The sequence below is a fragment of the Mesorhizobium sp. 131-2-1 genome (assembly GCF_016756535.1).
Classification (GTDB): Bacteria; Pseudomonadota; Alphaproteobacteria; order Rhizobiales; family Rhizobiaceae; genus Mesorhizobium.
On sequence record NZ_AP023247.1, the window covers coordinates 6,148,702 to 6,166,648 of the forward strand.

12 protein-coding genes and 4 pseudogenes are annotated in these 17,947 nt (G+C 60.8%); 9 read left to right on the forward strand and 7 right to left on the reverse strand.

All coding sequences use genetic code 11. The features are described from left to right. Positions 1–217: 217 nt before the first annotated feature. Positions 218–481, forward strand: a complete 264-nt coding sequence (locus tag JG743_RS29715; protein WP_006329192.1) for a hypothetical protein — start codon at positions 218–220, stop codon at positions 479–481. A gap of 395 nt (positions 482–876) precedes the next feature. On the opposite strand, the gene glmS is transcribed toward JG743_RS29715, so the two are convergent. After that, entirely contained in the window at positions 877–2,700 is a 1,824-nt protein-coding gene (glmS, locus tag JG743_RS29720; RefSeq protein WP_202295907.1) for a glutamine--fructose-6-phosphate transaminase (isomerizing), read from the reverse strand. A 454-nt stretch (positions 2,701–3,154) separates the two neighbouring features. After that, a complete protein-coding gene (locus JG743_RS29725) occupies positions 3,155–3,802 on the reverse strand; it encodes an acyl-homoserine-lactone synthase (protein ID WP_044549225.1) in 648 nt (215 codons plus the stop codon). A 680-nt stretch (positions 3,803–4,482) separates the two neighbouring features. On the opposite strand from JG743_RS29725, the gene JG743_RS29730 reads away from it, so the two are divergent. Both JG743_RS29730 and JG743_RS29735 read left to right on the forward strand, forming a co-directional pair. Then, complete coding sequence (locus JG743_RS29730) at positions 4,483–5,235, forward strand: carbonic anhydrase (protein WP_010914007.1); 753 nt, start codon at positions 4,483–4,485, stop codon at positions 5,233–5,235. Positions 5,236–5,425: 190 nt separating this feature from the next. After that, positions 5,426–6,098 (forward strand): annotated as a pseudogene (locus JG743_RS29735) (IS630 family transposase); the annotation flags it as partial. Positions 6,099–6,350: 252 nt separating this feature from the next. Here JG743_RS29735 and JG743_RS29740 read toward each other — a convergent pair. Then, positions 6,351–7,376: an IS110 family transposase gene (locus JG743_RS29740; protein ID WP_202295910.1), complete on the reverse strand. Its 1,026-nt coding sequence runs from the start codon at positions 7,374–7,376 to the stop codon at positions 6,351–6,353. A 75-nt stretch (positions 7,377–7,451) separates the two neighbouring features. On the opposite strand from JG743_RS29740, the pseudogene JG743_RS29745 reads away from it, so the two are divergent. Further along, a pseudogene (locus tag JG743_RS29745) lies at positions 7,452–7,705 on the forward strand (transposase); the annotation flags it as partial. Between the two features lie 194 nt (positions 7,706–7,899). On the opposite strand, the gene JG743_RS29750 reads toward JG743_RS29745, so the two are convergent. Next, positions 7,900–9,087 (reverse strand): IS701 family transposase, encoded by a 1,188-nt coding sequence (locus tag JG743_RS29750; RefSeq protein WP_202295913.1) that lies wholly within the window; start codon positions 9,085–9,087, stop codon positions 7,900–7,902. Positions 9,088–9,450: 363 nt separating this feature from the next. Between JG743_RS29750 and JG743_RS29755 the strand changes: the two genes are divergently transcribed. From JG743_RS29755 to JG743_RS29775, 5 genes and pseudogenes are all read left to right on the forward strand, one after another. Further along, complete coding sequence (locus JG743_RS29755; protein ID WP_096453950.1) at positions 9,451–10,140, forward strand: B3/B4 domain-containing protein; 690 nt, start codon at positions 9,451–9,453, stop codon at positions 10,138–10,140. 84 nt (positions 10,141–10,224) lie between these two features. After that, positions 10,225–10,863 carry a LysE family translocator gene (locus JG743_RS29760; protein ID WP_010914002.1) on the forward strand — a complete coding sequence of 213 codons (639 nt, stop codon included), beginning with the start codon at positions 10,225–10,227 and terminating at the stop codon, positions 10,861–10,863. A gap of 18 nt (positions 10,864–10,881) precedes the next feature. Further along, a complete protein-coding gene (locus JG743_RS29765; RefSeq protein ID WP_069093303.1) occupies positions 10,882–11,769 on the forward strand; it encodes a dihydrodipicolinate synthase family protein in 888 nt (295 codons plus the stop codon). A 29-nt stretch (positions 11,770–11,798) separates the two neighbouring features. Continuing rightward, positions 11,799–11,954, forward strand: a pseudogene (locus JG743_RS29770) (tyrosine-type recombinase/integrase); the annotation flags it as partial. After that, a complete protein-coding gene (locus tag JG743_RS29775) occupies positions 11,951–12,805 on the forward strand; it encodes a tyrosine-type recombinase/integrase (protein ID WP_244672974.1) in 855 nt (284 codons plus the stop codon). The pseudogene JG743_RS29770 and the gene JG743_RS29775, both read left to right, overlap by 4 nt. A gap of 1,460 nt (positions 12,806–14,265) precedes the next feature. On the opposite strand, the pseudogene JG743_RS29780 reads toward JG743_RS29775, so the two are convergent. From JG743_RS29780 to fni, 3 genes and pseudogenes are all read right to left on the reverse strand, one after another. After that, positions 14,266–14,469 (reverse strand): annotated as a pseudogene (locus tag JG743_RS29780) (cold-shock protein); the annotation flags it as partial. 356 nt (positions 14,470–14,825) lie between these two features. After that, positions 14,826–16,478, reverse strand: a complete 1,653-nt coding sequence (locus tag JG743_RS29785; RefSeq protein WP_096453949.1) for an MFS transporter — start codon at positions 16,476–16,478, stop codon at positions 14,826–14,828. A gap of 405 nt (positions 16,479–16,883) precedes the next feature. Continuing rightward, positions 16,884–17,939 (reverse strand): type 2 isopentenyl-diphosphate Delta-isomerase, encoded by a 1,056-nt coding sequence (gene fni, locus JG743_RS29790; protein WP_010913998.1) that lies wholly within the window; start codon positions 17,937–17,939, stop codon positions 16,884–16,886. Between the last annotated feature and the right edge of the window lie 8 nt (positions 17,940–17,947).

The following is a 17,947-nucleotide window of genomic DNA, read 5'->3' on the forward strand; positions in this document are numbered from 1 at the left end:
TTAGGGCGCGGCCGATGCCCCGCCTGCCGGGATGTGACAGCTGGCAAAGCGTTGCGGCAGGTTTGCTGGCGGTCCCGGCACTTGCGCTGACGCGTGCGGCGCAGTCCGGCGACACGGTGGAGGCCGCCGGCAGATGGGTGGGCGCGTGATCGCCGAAGCAATCGCCGAACTCGCCTAGTATCCCAGCTTCGATAACGACTGAATCGGCGGCGACTCAATGCAACCTTGGCTTCCGGAGACCGCGCTGACCGCCGCCGGCCTGACCGCGCTCGCCGCGCAGGATGCTTCGGACAAGCAAATCACCTGCGTCAAGGCGCCCTTCAAGTCGCTGATCGACCATGTCTTTATCTCGCCCAATCTCGTGCCGTGCGGCCACGATTTCATGATCCTCGCGCTCGACCGAACCATCGAGCGGTTCCTGGAAGTGTCCGATCATCGCCCGGTCCTCTTGCGACTGGCCGGGCCTATCGGTGAGCGTTAGATCCAGAACGAGGTTACACGGGATTCCTACAGCCCGCACATCGCAGTTGGCCGCCTGGCAAAGTCAAAGGGCAACCGTCTCACCGACGAAGACCGCGGCGAGCCGCAATCATCGAGCGAGGACGAAATAGGGACAGCGAAGGGTTTTATCCGCATGCGGCAGGAGGATCGCTTTGTGGTTAGCGCTATTGCTGCGTATTCGATGCTTTTCTCGACCGGGTTTGCCAGTAGGCACAGCCAAGCAGCGTGAGGGGAGGCCAAAGGGATAACCAATCGTCGCTAAACGGCATGCTCCAGCAAATAACGGCAAGGCGGTAGCGGCGCGCTTGAGCCCCGGTTGAAGTGCTTGGAGTTTTTTCCGAATGGGCGAGCGTTGCGACTAATGAAGGCGTCACATCATTCGACGGTGACTGATTTTGCCAGGTTGCGTGGCTGGTCGAGATCTGTGCCCATGAAGAGCGCCGTGTGGTACGCAAGAAGCTGTATCGGCAGCGAGAAGATCAGCGGCGCGATAATCTCGTCGGTGGCCGGCAGCACGATCGTGTGCATCGTATCGAGTTTCGATGCGGCTGCCCCTTTTCCATCGGTGATGAGGATAATGCGCCCTCCGCGGGCGGCCACTTCCTGCATGTTGGAGAGGGTCTTGTCGAAAAAGCGATCATGTGGCGCGATGACGATCACTGGCATGTTCTCGTCTATCAATGCGATAGGACCGTGCTTCAATTCACCCGCCGCATAGCCTTCGGCGTGGATGTAGGAAATCTCCTTGAGCTTCAGCGCCCCCTCCATCGCCAGCGGGAAATTTGTGCCACGGCCGAGATAAAGGACATGATGACACTTTGACAGTTCGCGCGACAGAAGCTCAATCTCCGGCTGGATGCTGTCCAGTACCTGCCTCATGAGGCGCGGCATTTCGGCGAGGCTCTCGACGAGCGCCTGCACCTCATCTTCGGTCACGGTTCCGCGGGCCTTGGCTGCGTGGATGGCGAGTGCGGCAAGAGCGGCTAGCTGGCAGGTGAAGGCCTTGGTGGAGGCGACGCCGATCTCTGGGCCGGCAAGGATCGGGAAGACCACATCGGCCTCCCGAGCGATGGTCGATTCGCGCGCATTGACGACAGCGCCAATTTTCAGCCCAAGCTGCTTGCAGTACCTCAGCGATGCCAGCGTATCGGCGGTTTCGCCCGACTGTGAAATGAACAGAGCCGCAGACTGCGGCGACAATGGAATCTCGCGATAGCGGAATTCGGATGCAACATCTATTTCGACCGGCAGGCGCGCATAGCGCTCGAACCAGTATTTTCCGATCAGCCCGGCGAGATATGCGGTGCCGCAGGCAGAGATCGCCAAGCTCGGGATCTTGGCGAAGTCGATGCCAGAAACCGCATCGGCACCATTTTCGATGAAATTGATATAATGACCGAGCGCATCGGCGATGACCTCGGGCTGCTCGAGGATTTCCTTCTCCATGAAGTGGCGATGGCTGCCCTTGTTGGCCAGAGTGGCCACGGCCACGGAGGTCTGGCGCGGACGCGCGACGGGGTGGCCGTCGTAATCAAATATATCAGCGCCCGTCCTGCCGACAACGGCCCAGTCACCGTCGATGAGATAGGTGATTTCATTCGTGAATGGAGCAAGCGCGATCGCGTCGGAGCCCAGGAACATCTCGCCGTCGCCGTGACCGATCGCCAGCGGTGGTCCATTGCGCGCCGCGATGATGGTCGACGGATCATCCTCAAAGAGGATGGCAAGCGCGTAGGCACCCCTGACGCTTTTCAGCATGGCATGCACCGCCTCACCACGCCTCATGCCCTCCCGGCGGTGCCTTGCCAAGAGATGCGCAAGGACCTCAGTGTCGGTGTCGGTCTGGAACTCGGCTCCCGTCGCCGCCAATTCGTCCTTCAGTTCGGCGAAATTCTCGATGATGCCGTTATGGACGACGGCCACACCATCCGTGAAGTGCGGGTGTGCATTGCGTTCCGTCGGTGGCCCATGGGTTGCCCAGCGGGTGTGGGCGATGCCGATGGTACCACCCAGCGGCTCTTCCTTGAGTCTCCTCTCGAGATTGACGAGCTTGCCCTCCGCGCGCCGGCGGTGCAAGGTGCCATCGGTGATCGTCGCAATGCCGGCCGAATCATAGCCGCGGTATTCCAGACGCTTCAATGCGTCGACCAGGCGTTCCGACACCGGCTGTTGCCCAACGATGCCAACAATTCCGCACATGTTCTTCTCCGAAGTCTTCCCGGCAGCCTTAGCCGACGCAGACGAGGGACGCCGCCCGGCATGCGCTCAGTTAGAGTCTTCTAATGGAATCCAGTCAGTTCGGTAAAATTGATTGTTGGGATAGCCATCATCCACGCCATGGATGAACTAAATCTCAGTCCAATGCGGGTGATGTGAACCGGGGCGTACGCTTCCGCCTTCAACGGGCTGCGCATATCATGGCCGGCGCCCTCACCTGCGTTAATAGCATGCAAGCCGGCCGGAGGAGACGGGGAATACTTGGGCCGAGTGCGAATGGGTAGCCCCAGCGCACTCTTTGATCTCGCCGTTCAATTGTGCGGACGCTGCTTCATGCATCATTCCTCGGTTTGCTTCTCCAGGCCGGACGCAATGACTCCTTTCGGCGACGAGAAGCAAACCCTCTCTTCCGATCCCTGGGGCCACGCACCACGTCTTAGCTACCGCATGGGCCGTGCGGCAGGCCGAGAATCGGTCGCCACAGTACCGGCCCATTCAGACGTCCCCTCCAGCGGATGCGCAACAGGCTGGCGTGAGAGATCTCGAGAAACCCGGCCACCGCCTCCGTTTTGCCGACGGGCTGCGGCTTTCCGATGCGCGACAATGGCCACGTTGCGAGGCGAAGGATCCGTTCCATACGCGTATCGGTCACCGTCACGATCCGGGTGAGATTGTTGGCCAAGCCGAATTCGATCATGCCGGCGAAGAGCTCGTAGGTTGCTTGGGCAAGGCCGCCTGCCGCCTTGGGCGTTGATGGGGGCAAATCGAGCGCGAAACGGCTGCTTTCCCATATGTCGGGACTCGCGGGCGCCACAGCTTCACCCAGCAGCGCCGGGAATGTGTCGCGCAACATGGTCGGCCCAGTGGTTGGCAAGAGGCGCACGCAGCCACGAATTCGCCAATCGGATCCCTTGAGCAGCAGATAGACAGGCTTCAAGTCGTCAAAGGTGTCTGTTTCCATTTCGCCTCCGGTCTGAACTTCCCAATCGAGCCTCTCCTTGAAAACCCGATATCTGAGCCCGTGCATCTCTTTGAGCTCGCCTGCGAATTCGCTGTAGAGGCCAGGTGTGATCAGCTGAATCATTCGTCGCCTCCGTGCGGGTTGTGTTCCCGCCATCGAAGGGCAAAGCGCACAGCGATGCAGCCTGTGGACGTTTACAGCTATCCTCGCGGAAGGATCCGGATCTCGCCTGACCGGAGGCAGCCAGCCTGGCAACCGCATGGATCGTCCGAACGCGAGCTTTGCTTGGCATTTTCCAGATGGAAGGTCCCCTTGCCCTTTGAGACCTGCTTTCCAAGGCGTATTCGCGAGTTTTATCCATGCCTTTATGGTCTTGGGAGCGTGGCGGGCAGGCTACACAGTGGGTGGCCGAGAGGTCGGGAATCAGTTGGAATGGAGGAATTCGTCTCGCCAAAGAGGGGATCCTTTGCAATGCACTGCCTGCCCGACACTCCCGCTTCAACGTTACGCGCCACATACCGCCGAGTAACAGCCGGACCGGCGACGCCGGCTGTGCTGGTTGTTGGCCTGATCAGCGGCGGCACGGTGAATCTGAGCCACGTCGCCAGCCATTTCCACGGACCGGCGAGCGTAGCCTCCAACGATCGCCGGCGGCGACGCTTCTTCCAGTTTACCAGTTCGACGAGGACTGGCTGGCGTGTACGCTGGTGGCGCGGCTCAACCTACGCCCGCCCTTGCGGCTGTGCCTTGACTGCACCAATTGGAAGCAAGGACATAAGGTTCGCATCAAGGAGCGAGGCAATATGCATCGTCGTAACCTGATTAGAGCATTCATCGCGCTGGGCGTGTGCCCGATCTGCGCCCAGACCGCGCGTGCGGCCAGCGCCCATTGGGGATATGGCGGCTCGGTCGGGCCGGAGCATTGGGCCGATCTGGACACGAGAAATTTCGCCTGTTCGGCGGGCAGGCAGCAGTCACCCATCGACATCGCCGGCACGGTAAAGGCGGATATACCGCGCATCGACATCAGTTGGCTCAAGGGCGGCGGCAGGATGGTGAACAACGGCCACACCATTCAAATCAACATGCCGGAAGGCAGCACCTTGACCCGCGGGGATCGCGTCTACCAACTGGCACAGTTGCATTTCCACGCGCCGAGCGAGCATCACGTGGCGGGCATGAGCTTCCCGATGGAAGCGCATTTTGTCCATAAAGACACAAAGAGCGATACTCTGGGTGTGCTGAGCGCCCTTCTTATGCCTGGCGCGACAAATAACAGCTTTGCCGGTCTCGCCAAGGTCTTTCCGGCCCGGCCCGGCGAGGAGATGGCAGTTGACGAGTTCGATCCCAACGGGCTTTTGCCGGCCTCGCTCGGCTATTGGACCTATGAGGGATCATTAACGACTCCGCCCTGCACCGAAAACGTGGAGTGGATGGTTGCAATGGAACCGGTCGAGGTCGACACCGCAGACATCAAGCGGTTTACGACGCTTTACGCATCTAACGCGCGGTCGATCCGTCCCTCCAATCGGCGCTTCATCCTAGGCCTCAGCTAAGGTCATCGCGCGCGTCAAGCAAAACCGCGGTAACAATCGGGGGGTTTCGAACAGTACGACGGCACCCTGGTGGCGCTGGCATCGACCATAATGCCCTAGAGCGGGATGAATTTGGATTGAATCGAAGGGGATTCCCAAGGGTCTGCAAATCAGATTCAAGATGCTGGCTGGGAGAAGGAGGCCGGCATGGATGGGCAAGCCATATTCAAACGATCTTCGGGACCGGGTTGTCGCTTCGGTTGAGCAGGAGGGGCTTTCGCGCCGGCAAGCAGCGGCGCGTTATGATGTCGGCATCAGCTCGGTAATCAGATGGGTGGGGCGCTTTCGAGAAACAGGCAGCGTCAGCCCCGGCCAGATCGGTGGACACAAGCCCAAGAAGATCCGCGGCGCCCACCGCGACTGGTTGGTTGAGCGCTGCCGCAATGAGGCCTTCACCTTGCGTGGGCTGGTCGCGGAACTGGCCGAACGCGGCCTGAAGGTGGACTATCGCTCGGTCTGGGCCTTCGTTCGCGAGGAGAAGCTTAGTTATAAAAAAAGACGCTGGTCGCGGCCGAACAGAGGCGTCCCGACATCGCGCGCCGGCGTCAGCAATGGTTGAAGTATCGCGCAGCGATCGATCCTTCACGCCTGGTGTTCATCGGCGCCGTTGCGCGGCTGGGCGCCGGTCGGGGAGCGGCTCTATGCCGAGGTCCCGCACGGCCACTGGCAGACCATGACTCCTGGCGGCACTGCGCCATGATCGGCTGGACGCGCCATGGCTGATCGACGGACCGATCAACGGCGAGCGGTTCCGGCTCTATGTCGAGCAGGTTCTGGTTCCGACCCTTAAACCCGGTGACATCGTGATCATGGACATGTGTGGACGCCCCCGTTGGTGCAAGAAGAATCTTTCGAAGAGCACGGAGCGTGGTCGGGTGCTGACATGTGTCCGGCCTCTGTTGCGGCTGTCACATGCCGCGGGCCTGTATGGGAGTTCGCGGAGCGGGTCCAATTCAATCTGGCGCGCTCAAGGCGCGTATCCATGATCTGGTTTTCCCGATCCCGTCTCGTTGACCGTTGCGCCATACTCTCCGTTTGACCTTCTCACACTTTCGAGGCCTTCTGGCCGAGCGGAACTAACCCGCCACGGCTGGAGCCCGATAAGTTCCGCCTTTCGCCATCAGTGCCCAGACGATGCGTGCAGTCTTGTTGGCAAGCGCGACGATCACCAACATGGGCGGCTTGCGGCCCAAGATGCGCATGAGCCATGGGTCCGCAGATTTCCCCTTCCGCATTGCCCAGCGTACGGCCGCGCTGGCCCCTATGATCAGCAGCCGGCGTAGCGTTCGCTCGCCCATCCGAGACGTCTCGCCGAGCTTCTGCTTTCCGCCCGTGGAGCGTTGCAGCGGCGTGAGGCCGAGCCAGGCCGCGAAGTCTCGCCCCCTCTTGAAGGTTGTCGCCGATGGAGCCAGAGCAGCAAGTGCCGTCGCGGTGATCGGCCCTATGCCGGGAATGGTCATCAATCGCCTGGCTTCTGCATCCTCCTTGGCACGCCGGGCGATCTCGCGGTCGAGCACGGCCACTCTCTCATCCAGCGACCGCAACTGTGCAACGAGCAGAGACAGGATCGGACGGGCAGCTTCGGGGATGGCGGTACCTTTGTCCTCAATCGCCGTGACAAGCTTGGCGGCATGGAAGAGACCCTGTGCAGCCACGAGTCCGAATTCGGCAAGATGGCCCCGTATCGCATTGATGGTCTGGGTCCGCTGACGAACCACAAGATCGCGAACGCGGAACACCATTGCCGCAGCTTGCTGCTCTTCGCTCTTCACCGCCACGAACCGCATGGTCGGCCTCTGGGCTGCTTCGCAGATCGCCTCAGCGTCAGCGGCATCGTTCTTCTGCCGCTTCACGAAAGGCTTCACATATCCCGGAGCGATTAGCCGGGCATCGTGCCCAAGCTTCGCAATCTCCCGCGCCCAATAATGACCGCCGGCGCAGGCCTCCATGGCCACCGTGCAAGCAGGCTGCGCGGCAAGAAACTTGAGCACCTGGTCACGACGCAGTTTCTTGCGGAAGGCCACGGCTCCCGATCCATCCGCGCCGTGCATCTGGAACACGTTCTTCGCCAGATCCAACCCGATTGTGCTAACTTCCAACATGGACGCCTCCGTTCAAGTGATGATCAACGACACCACTTTGGCACAGCGATGCCGTGAGGGGGCGTCCACCCCATCAATCTCGGCTCGCACAAGGGCAAGGCAATGCGCCGCGCCATTCGCGGCGTCGGTGCCAGACTCCTGCTCCTGCCGAAATATTCGCCCGATCTGAACCCGATCGAGCAAGCTTTGCCAAGCTCAAGCACTGGCTCAGAAAGGCGGCGCGCCGAACCGTCGATACTGTCTGCAGCGCGATCGGCGAACTCCTCGATGGCCTCACCGCAACCGAATGCAACAACTACTTCGAAAACGCCGGATACTGTTCAACCTAAAATCATCCCGCTCTAGTACTACAGTTGCGTATATCCTCGGCGTTTATAGTGACTGATCGCGGCGGCGGCCTGATGTCGTCGTCGCCATAGCGACCAGGCGATGATGAAGGGCTCTTGTGTTGGCGGGAAGATGAGGATGCGGGCGAGGAGATAGCGGATCTCGGGAACGCTCGGGACGAGGGCCGCCATCCGGATCAGGCGGCGATTGGCTCCTTTGGACTCGTTTCGTTCGGTTTGCTCCATGCGCTGCGGCGAAGATCAGCCGATAGCTTGGAGAGGAACGCCAGGGCGGCCATGCACAGGCTCATATGGCGATGCCATCCGTGCCAGGACCGAGCCTCGCAATGATCAAGTCCGAGATCATCCTTGGCGCGCTCAAAGCACTCCTCGACCGCCCAGCGCAGGCCGGCCACTGCCGCCAATTCGGCCAAGGAGGAGCCGGGCAGGGCGAAGACCAGGTAGTAGGCTTTTTCTCCGGATGTCGGTCGCTTGCGGCGAACGAGAAGCCAATGCTCGAAGCCGCCTTTTGACGTCCAAGGGCGGCGGATGCGTGCCCAGTCGTAGAGCCGGGGCCCTTTGGCGCCCTCACCTGCCGCATGGCAGACCCAGTCCTCGGGCGCGAGTTCGCCAGCCAGTTCCTCGGGCGAGGTTTCCTCAAACCGATGATCGCCTCCACGGCGCATGAAGTGAGCGCCTCGGACCGCCAAGACATAGGGCTGCTCGCGAGCTTCCAGCATTCGGCGAAGGCTACTGTCCGCCCCGTAGACGGCGTCGCCCAGAACGTAAGCGCACGGGATCCCGGCATCGAGCGCCGCCTCGATCATGGCGCGCGCCATCTTCGGCTTGGTCGCAAACTCGACCGTCTCCGGGATCGACGCCTTGGCACATCGCACCCGATCCTTTGTCCAGCTCTCCGGCAGATAAAGGCGACGATCGACCAGCGCTTGGCCGTAGCGGCTCGCGTAAGCCAAGAACACGCCGATCTGGCTGTTCTCGATCCGCCCCGCCGTTCCCGAGTACTGACGCGCGACACCGGCGGAACGATCGCCCTTCTTCACAAATCCCGTCTCGTCGACGATCAGGACGCCATCCTCATCGCCCAACGCCTCCACCACATAATCGCGAACCTCGTCTCGGAGCCGATCTGCGTCCCAGTGGCTGCGCCCCAACAGCGACTGCATCCGATGGGGCCGCTCCGCCCCGGACTGCTCCGCCATCAGCCAGCCGGTCTTGCGCTCAATGCCGGAAAGAAGGCCGTCAAGGAAATCCGCGCCCGTCTCCCGCAATTCACGACGAGGAAGCACCCGCCCAACCCGCGCCTTCAGCGCTGTGAGCTCCTGCTCCCAAGCCAACAACGATCCCGACCACGAAGCGACAGACATGGTTCCCTCCATAACCTGTCCTACGGAATCAGAAAATCAAATGATCCGCAACTGTAGTACTAGGGTTCACAACAGCATGACCGGATCATGGGGAACTTGTGGGCCGCTTGCTTGCGGAGAACTGGGTGGCGTCACCGACACCCGTACGCTCCGGCCTGGATCTGCTTGATCAGGGATTGATAAATTCGACGCGTCGCTCCCGTGCTGCGAGAACCCTCCTCATACTGGACCAATTAAAATCTCCAAAAGTGGCAGTTTAGTTTGGACCAGTGAACTGCAATATTGGCTTGCAGTCAGGGAAGCGATCGTGACTGGTCGCGCCGGTCATGGATTGCTTGCGCTCGAACTGATGGAGTTGCCTGGATGTTTGAGGGTCCCATCATCGACGCTCGAATTAAGAGTATTGCATCGGGATTTAGAGCCGTGAGCGTCTACGTCGATGCCACTTCAGCTGAAGAAGGACGTTTCGATCCCCGATTGCTTGGTGAAGCCTGCGATTGCGCGTTGGCGGATGGCCCGGCTTGGGCAGAAGCTCATCTGGCGAGTTGGTCCGACGCCTACGCCGTCTTTGGCGCGAAGCCTAACCGTACGCCGTGCTCAGCCCAGGCCCTCAGAAAGCGGGTTCTGAAAGACGGCACTCTTTCGACGATCAACCCGATCGTCGATCTCTACAACGCCATCAGCCTGAAATACGCAGTCCCGGTGGGTGGAGAGAATTTTGACGCCTATGTCGGAAGACCCCACCTGACGATCGCTGACGGGAGTGAGACGTTCGACACCATGGTGAATGGAGAGGCGGTCAACGATCCTCCCTTGCCCGGTGAGGTCATCTGGCGCGACGACATTGGCGTCACCTGCCGACGCTGGAACTGGCGACAGGGCACTCGAACCCGCCTGAAGACCCTAACAGGCCGGATGTGGTTCGTACTGGAGGCGTTGGAGACCATGCCGGACGATGCATTGGCAGAGGCGACGGATGCCATGGTCGGAGGGCTGAATGCCTTGATGCCTGGCTGCAAAATCGCGAGCCAAGAAATTGCCATCGCCGGATGAGGTTTCCGGTCGAGCGAGTGGATCCATGGCCGCCCGGGGCATCCGGCGCGATCGATCCGATCGAGATTATCAAGGGCTGAGAGAATGAATGTCGATCTCCATCAGTTGCTCATCGTCTTTGCTGCATATGTCATTGCCGCGGGGAGCCCCGGCCCGAGCAACATGCGCATTATGGGGGTTGCGATGGCGCGCGGCAGAGGTGCTGCGCTCATGCTCGCCTCCGGCGTCGTCAGCGGCTCGATCTTTTGGGGTTTTATGGCCTCCACCGGCATCTCCGCCCTGTTGGCCAGGTACGCCCAGGCACTGCTCGTTCTGCAGGTTTTCGGGGGGCTTTACCTGCTATTCCTCGCCTTCAGGGCGGGACGGTCGGCGCTTACGTCGAACGAGAAGCTGGCGGTGCGCGCATCGACCGACCAAGTCGCTCTTTCGCGGGGTGAGCTCTATAGGAAGGGCCTCTTGATGCATTTGGCGAACCCAAAATCCGTGCTGGCATGGATCGCGCTCGTCACGCTGGGGATCGGTCCGAATTCATCGTGGCAAAGCATCGCAGCGATATTGGGTGGCTGCGCCATCCTAAGTGTCACGATATTCTGCGGCTACGCCATTGTCTTCTCCACACCGCCTATGGTGGCTCTATATCGCCGCTGCCGCCGCTGGATCGAAAGTCTGTTGGCGATGTTCTTCGCGTTCGCCGGGCTGCGTATGCTGCTTTCCCGTATGTAGTTTCGAAAGGAATGGATGATGACTTTGTTTCGCGGCCTGTCGGCGTTCCCCCTTACGCCAACCGATGCGGAAGGGCATGTCGACACTGAGGGTCTGGCTCGTTTTCTCGAGCGTATTCAACGCGCCGGAGCGGACTCCATCGGCCTTCTGGGGAGCACGGGCGGTTATGCTTACCTCACCAGGGAAGAACGCAAGCGTGCCGTTCAGGCTGCCGTGGAATGCATCGGCGGCAAAACGCCTCTTGTCGTGGGTGTGGGTGCATTGCGTACCGATGAAGCTCAGGCTCTGGCGCGCGATGCCAAATCCGCTGGCGCTGACGGCCTGCTCCTGGCACCGATGTCCTACGTTCCCCTGAACGAGGACGAAGTCTTCCAGCACTTCGTCGCGGTGGCCGAGGCGGGGGAATTGCCTTTGTGCATATATAACAATCCAAGCACCACGCGCTTCACATTCAGCGACGCATTGATCGCCCGGCTGTCAGAGGTGTCCAACATCGTCGCGGTGAAAATGCCTCTGGCGGCGAATGACGATTACGCGGGGGAACTGGCACGTTTGCGGTCGATGACGCCTGACACGTTCACAATCGGATACAGCGGCGATTGGGGCGCGGCGGATGCCCTGCTTGCCGGATGTGACACCTGGTACAGCGTTGCGGCAGGTCTGCTGCCGGTCCCGGCGCTTGCGCTGACGCGTGCAGCGCAGTCCGGCGACGCGGTGGAGTCCACTCGGTTGAACCGCGCTTTCGGGCCGCTCTGGACCTTGTTCAAACACTACGGCAGCTTCCGCGTTATGTTCGTCATCGCCGACTACCTCGGTCTGGCGCACGTCCAGCCACCGCGCCCTATTTTGCCGTTGCCGGAGGACGCCGGAGATGACATTAGGCAGGCATTGGAGAAGCTCGAATAGCCGAGCACAGGGCATGCCCAGTGCAACTGCGTGCGGGCGAAGATGTCGAGCGGGAACTGCCGGTCCTCTCGACCTTTCTCGGCCACGCCAATGTTCGCGACACCTACTGGTATCTATCCGCCGCGCCGGAGCTAATGACCCATGCCGCGCGACTGCTGGATGAGCGGTGGGAGGTTCGCTCATGAGTGCCTCGAACGATCTGGCCGTGCTGATCGAGCGGTGGTTCACCGATCGGCTCATGCGACATCGAGGCGTAAGCTCCAACACCATCGCCTCCTATCGCGACACCTTCCGGCTCCTGTTTGCATTCGCGCAGACACGCCTTGGCAGGTCTCCGTCGCAGTTGACACTGCGGGATTTGGACGCGCCTTTCATCGGTGCATTCCTGGAGGACCTTGAGACACTGCGATCCGCCTCAGTGAGGACCCGGAACCTCCGCCTCACGGCCATTCGGTCTTTCTTCAGATATGCGTCGTTCGAGGAGCCGGCCCATAGCGCCCAGATTCAACGCGTGCTCGCGATCCCGAGCAAGCGATGCGACAAGCGACAGCTTCAGTTTCTCACCAGGCCCGAGATTGAAGCGATCCTGGCCTGTCCGGATCGCAGCACATGGCTGGGACGGCGTGATCACACTCTGCTGTTGCTGGCCGCGCAAACGGGGTTGCGGGTCTCGGAGATCATCGATCTCGACCGGGACTCGGTGATGCTGGGGCACGGTGCCCACGTGCGATGCGTTGGCAAGGGCCGCAAGGAGCGAAGTACGCCGCTCACCAAGGTTGCACAGCAAGCCCTTCGGGGCTGGCTCAACGAGCCCAGGAAGCGGGGCGCAACGGCTCTCTTTCCGAACACGCACGGCGGCAAGCTGAGCGCCGACGGCGTGCAGGCGCTGCTGAACAAATACCCAAATAGAAGGGCGTCTCAAACCAAAAGGCACGGACATCAAACGCCATCAGAGCCTCGCCGCTACCCCCGTGGCGGAAGGTTGCGTACAGACTTGCCGCACAGAACCCCAAGGCGAGTGAGCACGCGATGCTAATGGCTATGTTGGGGGACGTCGTTTTTGTAGAAGACATTGTTCCATGGCCGAATTAGCCGTGCTGATGCTGCGCTTGCTTCAGACACCGAACCGAGGTCGCGATGCCGACGCTCGACAGATCGATGCCGCAGCGGGTGGTGCGATGCTTGCATCGCGCCACCCGGCAGACGTGGATTTTGAAAGTTTCACTAAGCAGCTACGTCGACGGCCAGGGAATTGGAAACAGCAAGGCCGTGAACGGAATTCGGGAGAGGAAGCGTTACTGCCATGGCCGAGACCTCAACGGCCGGTGCGATCTCTGCTTCTCCTAGCCTCCATTAGATCCTCTCGGGCGTGATTGTAGGAGTGGCTTATGTCCCGGCCGACTTGACCACCCCGCTGCAGCTGTTCGTGGGAGGTTTGCGGGCCAACTGTATCACGGACTGCAGCCCCAATACCTGCTATGTGGGCGTCCAGATCCGCACTGCGTTCCTCTGCTGCATGCCGCGGAGGAGGCATCTGCGGCAAGATGTCTTGCATGCCGGGAATTGAGTGAGCTTGGCCCTGTTGATTTGGATCTAACTGGTGATACATCGCGTACATAGCATTGGATGCTGTCGACCTGACGTGGCCATCCGGATCGGTAGCCAATTCAGCGGCCTGATCAAAAATGCGAGCTTTATTTTCAGCGTTAAACTTGCTGAAGTTTTGCGCAGCGTAAAGCGCTCCGATAGCTTGCGAAGATGGATCCATGTTGCCAATGCGATTAACAATACTATCTTGTGTCTCTGGCCGAAGGTAATGAGACACATTACTGACTGCTCTGAATTGCTCCAATGCTACTTCATCCGAGGTGTGTCCCAACCCGGCAGTCAATTTATCTCCCAGATCGACGGCTGATCGTCCAAGCTGATTGGTCCGCGTTTCAAACTTCGCGAGGTCAGTTTCTGGCTCGGTTCGAGTGCCCCGAACGGCTATGCGCTCTCGCCTCCCGAGTTCTTTGAAGGTCCCAAGATTTCGCGCTGTATCGCGCGGGTTTAGCGCTTACCAGCCGTTCTGCAACATCGGTCAATGGTCCGTATGGAAGGTCACGGAGGGTACTGCGATTCCCCACGTCTTGGGATGAACTTGCAGCTGCGCGTGCCCGTTTGTTATCGCGATCCATTGCTCGGCCTCCAAAGTCGTTAAGTTACCCAATCAGGGTACCACCGACGCTTGACCTGCTAAACCGATATGAGGTTACAGTTGTAGTCTGGCAGAAGCTTCTCCCAACTCTGGGATACGCCGAGAGCCGTAACCGGGGCAGATTTCCGGGCGGAAGGGGTTTGCGGCGAGAGCGTTCGTGATTCACCGTTTGCGTGACGCATCAGGATCGTCTCGTAAAAGAGAGTCCGTCGCGATACGCCCCGCGAATGACGATGGTACCTTCGGCTTGACTTATCCTTCGCGCTCTGCGGGTCCGACGAGAAAATCAGCCTACCCTTGCTGAGACTACCTGCGGAGGACTTGCCGCTACGGCGGTCCTGCTCGATCTCGTACTTGATCTTCTGCCCATCAACGAGGTTTGAAAGTCCAGCCCGTTCTACAGCTGGAGTATGGGCGAAAACGTCCTGACCGCCGTCATCGGGCTGGATTAAGCCAAAACCTTTGGTGCTGTTGAACCACTTCACTGTTCCGGTCGCCATATCTGTGTATTCCTCTGTGGCCAGTGCGAACCAGACGGGCCGTGAAGCCGATCCTGTTCATATTTCGTAGAGTTAAACCCAGCAAAAACCAGAATTACCCACCTCGGGGTTGCGGCGCGAAAAGCCATTGCTCTGTTTGGGAACGCACCGAACAGGTGCCGGTGAGCTTGAGCGCAACGCGCTGCAAGACGCTCGAGTGCCGAGGAATCTCTCCGACAAGGATACGTCTGAGCCGCCCAGTATGCCGGCTCGGCAACCACTCGAATGGATCGAAGCCGATCTGCAAAACGGATGGTGAGAGCGGTGGCTCGTTTCCAACCCATCCTGTCTCACCAGCGCGGACGCCTGGACGGATGTCAACGCCGGAAAAAGAACCGCATCGATTGGTCCCGCTTGCGGCCAGCTCCAGTCGGCCGCTCGATCGCAAGCGTGGTTCGAGGAGGAAGCTCTCCCAGGTGCAATGCGAGGAGACGCTGGTCCAACTCCTTGTCGGCTGCCGTAAGGCGGTGGTTCAGGCGAAGGTAGTCCATCCAGGTCGGGGTGCGGAAGGTTTCTGTCCAACGCGAAGGCTGCTGGAGGTCGCGCTGGAGATTCCAGTGTCGCGCACCAACGCCGCTTTGTACTCGCCGCCGTTCCCGCATCTGCTCCAGGAACGCTTCGACATTTGCTTCGGGTATTGAATATTCGATCTTGGCGACGATCGGCCCGCTTCGGGGCTTCAAATCCAGGGCAACCTGAGGCGTTTCGAAGCCAAGAGGAGCCTGATCGGAATCTTTCCATTGACGGATGGGCAGCAGGAAGCCGGTGCCAGCGACCAGCAGCAGCGCGCCACCTGAAAGCTCCAGAGCCGAGCTCAGCGAATAGCTCTCGGCCACCGTACCCCACAGCCAGCTGCCAGCCGCGATGCCGCCGGATGAAAGGGCGTAATAGATCGAGAGCGTGCGACCAACGACCCACCTTGGACTCGCCAACTGGACGCTTACGTCCAGCCCGGTCCATGTCACGACCCAGCCCGCGCCGCCGAGCGCCAGCGCGATAGCCGCCACCGCCACCGAGGGGGTGAAAGCAAGCGATAGACAACAAGCCGCACAGGCGATGCACGACAGTGTCGTCAAACGTTCCTGGGACAGCCTCCGTCTCAGAATGTTGTTGCAGATGCCGGCGAACAAGGCGCCGGTCCCGAAGCCGGCCATCAGGATGCCGTAAACGACTGGCCCTCCCCCCAGCTGATCGCGGGCGACGAGAGGCAAGAGCGCTAGTATAGAGATGCTCGTCAGCCCAAAGAGGGCACCGCGGGCAATTGCTGCCTTGATTTCGGATGACAGGGCAGTGAAGCGCGCTCCGTCATGGATCGCCGTGGTCAATGGTTCACTCGGCAGCGGTGACGGGCGAACTTGCCATTTGCAGCGCCCTATGGTCCACAGCAGCATCAGATATGTAAGCGTCGCCACTGCGAAAGCCGTCAAAGGGCCAAAGGAAGCAACGACGACTCCACCGAGAGCGGGACCGATGCTTCGGACGGCGTTATATCCGACCGAAATAAGCGTGACGGCGGCCGGAACATCGCGCTTTCGCAGGATATCGCCAACCGACGCGTGCCAGGCGGGGTCGGTGAAAGCGGCGCCTACTCCGGCCAAACAGCTGAATGCAAGAACCATCCATGGATTGAAAATTCCGAGACCTGCAAGAACAGTCAGCATCGTCGAGGACGATGCTATCACGCACCAGCCAGCGAACATGAGATTGCGGCGGCTGTAATTGTCCGCTAGGGCGCCGGCGATAATTGACAGGAGGAATGTGGGCAAGGTTGTCGAAGCCTGCACCAAGGCGACCATCACATCCGATGTCGAAATGGTCGCCATCAGCCAACTGATGGCAACCATTTGAATCAGCCACCCTAGACTGGATACCTGTGTGGCAATCCAGATCGGACGGAAAGTTGAATTCTCGAGCGGCGCGAACGTTGCCGATGACACCGGATTAACTTCTTCACGCGCCACCCCGCTCATTGGGCCGAGCCTCCCTTCGCTGCCAGTTGTATGAGATTTCTCCCCGCCCACGTGCCCATGGAGGAATGGCAGGATCAGGGCATTTTATCTGCGCAACGCAAGTTATTTTTGCCTGGCCGATGCTGTGGCAGAACCGAATGCTTCCGGTGGAGCTATCGTTCCGCTATGCGGGACGAGACCGGTTCGATCCTGTCGCTCTCGATCCCCGACCACGTTACAAGAATCGTCAGTTTGACGTTCCTTAGCGTCTCCAACCAAGCCACGTCCTGGGCATCGACTTCCCTTCTGGTGATCACGAGCTCCCGCGCATTGAACCGCCTCGCCAAGGTGGATCAGTAGTCATCTTTGGCGTAGGTATTCAGCAGCCTGCTAGGCGCCCGCCGCCACGTGCGGGCGACGCCGGCATCAACCGGCGGGCAGATGCGCCGAGGGCAACAACCGCGCCTGACGCAACGCCGCCAGATCAGCCGAGCCGGTGCAGAAGCAGGCAACGGCCAACTGGCGGATGACGATCTCGAAATGCGCGACAACCGCCTCGGTGGACACCGTCGCCGCGCGCAGCACGCCGGCCGCCTGCCCGGCGATGTCCGCGCCCAGGCGGATGGCCTTGGCCACGTCGACGCCGTCGCGGATCCCGCCCGACGCGATCAGCTTCACAGTTGGCAGCGCCCGACGTACCGCCTGCACGCTGGCCGGGGTCGGAATCCCCCAGTCGGCGAACGCCATCGCCACTGCACGGTCGGCGGCATCGCGGGCGCGCTCGCCCTCCACCGCGGCCCAACTGGTGCCGCCGGCGCCGGCGACATCGATGACCGCCACGCCCGCCTTGACGAGCGCGCAGGCCACCGAGGCGGACAGGCCCGACCCCACTTCCTTGGCCACAATCGGCACGTCCACGCTGCGCGCGGCGCGAGCGATCTGCGCCAGGACGCCGCGCCAGTCGCGGTCGCCCTCCGGCTGTACCGCTTCCTGCAGCGCATTGAGATGGACGATGAGTCCATCGGCCTCCAGCGCATCCACCGCCCGGCACGCCAGGTCCAGGCCGTCGGCCTCGCGCAGTTGCGCGGCGCCGATATTAGCCAGCAAGGGAATGTCTGGGGCCATGCGGCGCAGCGCGCGCGTCAGCCCCTGGGAGTTGCGGGATTGCAGGCTCACGCGCTGCGAACCGACGCACATGGCGATCCCCAAGGCTTGTGCTGCCTCGCTCAGATGCCGGTTGATGGCCTCGGCGCGTAGCACGCCGCCGGTCATGGAGCTGATCAGCAGCGGCGCGCGCATGGTCTTGCCCAGCAGCGAGGCGCGCAGGTCGATCTGCGTCAGGTCCAACTCGGGCAATGCGCAGTGTTCGAAACGGATGTACTCCCAGCCGGCGGCGACCGTGGCCGGCGCCGTTCGCCGATCCAGCACGATGTCCAGATGGTCGTCCTTGCGCCGGCTCGGGATGTTGTCGCTATCGCTCATGCTCGCTC

Bases quoted from the DNA above. Each gene is read 5' to 3' on its own strand.
- JG743_RS29765 (WP_069093303.1), top strand. From the start codon at position 10,882: ATGACTTTGTTTCGCGGCCTGTCGGCGTTCCCCCTTACGCCAACCGAT.
- JG743_RS29775 (WP_244672974.1), top strand. From the start codon at position 11,951: ATGAGTGCCTCGAACGATCTGGCCGTGCTGATCGAGCGGTGGTTCACC.
- JG743_RS29740 (WP_202295910.1), bottom strand. From the start codon at position 7,376: ATGTTGGAAGTTAGCACAATCGGGTTGGATCTGGCGAAGAACGTGTTC.
- glmS (WP_202295907.1), bottom strand. From the start codon at position 2,700: ATGTGCGGAATTGTTGGCATCGTTGGGCAACAGCCGGTGTCGGAACGC.
- JG743_RS29760 (WP_010914002.1), top strand. From the start codon at position 10,225: ATGAATGTCGATCTCCATCAGTTGCTCATCGTCTTTGCTGCATATGTC.
- JG743_RS29785 (WP_096453949.1), bottom strand. From the start codon at position 16,478: ATGAGCGGGGTGGCGCGTGAAGAAGTTAATCCGGTGTCATCGGCAACG.
- JG743_RS29730 (WP_010914007.1), top strand. From the start codon at position 4,483: ATGCATCGTCGTAACCTGATTAGAGCATTCATCGCGCTGGGCGTGTGC.
- JG743_RS29750 (WP_202295913.1), bottom strand. From the start codon at position 9,087: ATGTCTGTCGCTTCGTGGTCGGGATCGTTGTTGGCTTGGGAGCAGGAG.
- JG743_RS29755 (WP_096453950.1), top strand. From the start codon at position 9,451: ATGTTTGAGGGTCCCATCATCGACGCTCGAATTAAGAGTATTGCATCG.
- JG743_RS29725 (WP_044549225.1), bottom strand. From the start codon at position 3,802: ATGATTCAGCTGATCACACCTGGCCTCTACAGCGAATTCGCAGGCGAG.
- fni (WP_010913998.1), bottom strand. From the start codon at position 17,939: ATGAGCGATAGCGACAACATCCCGAGCCGGCGCAAGGACGACCATCTG.
- JG743_RS29715 (WP_006329192.1), top strand. From the start codon at position 218: ATGCAACCTTGGCTTCCGGAGACCGCGCTGACCGCCGCCGGCCTGACC.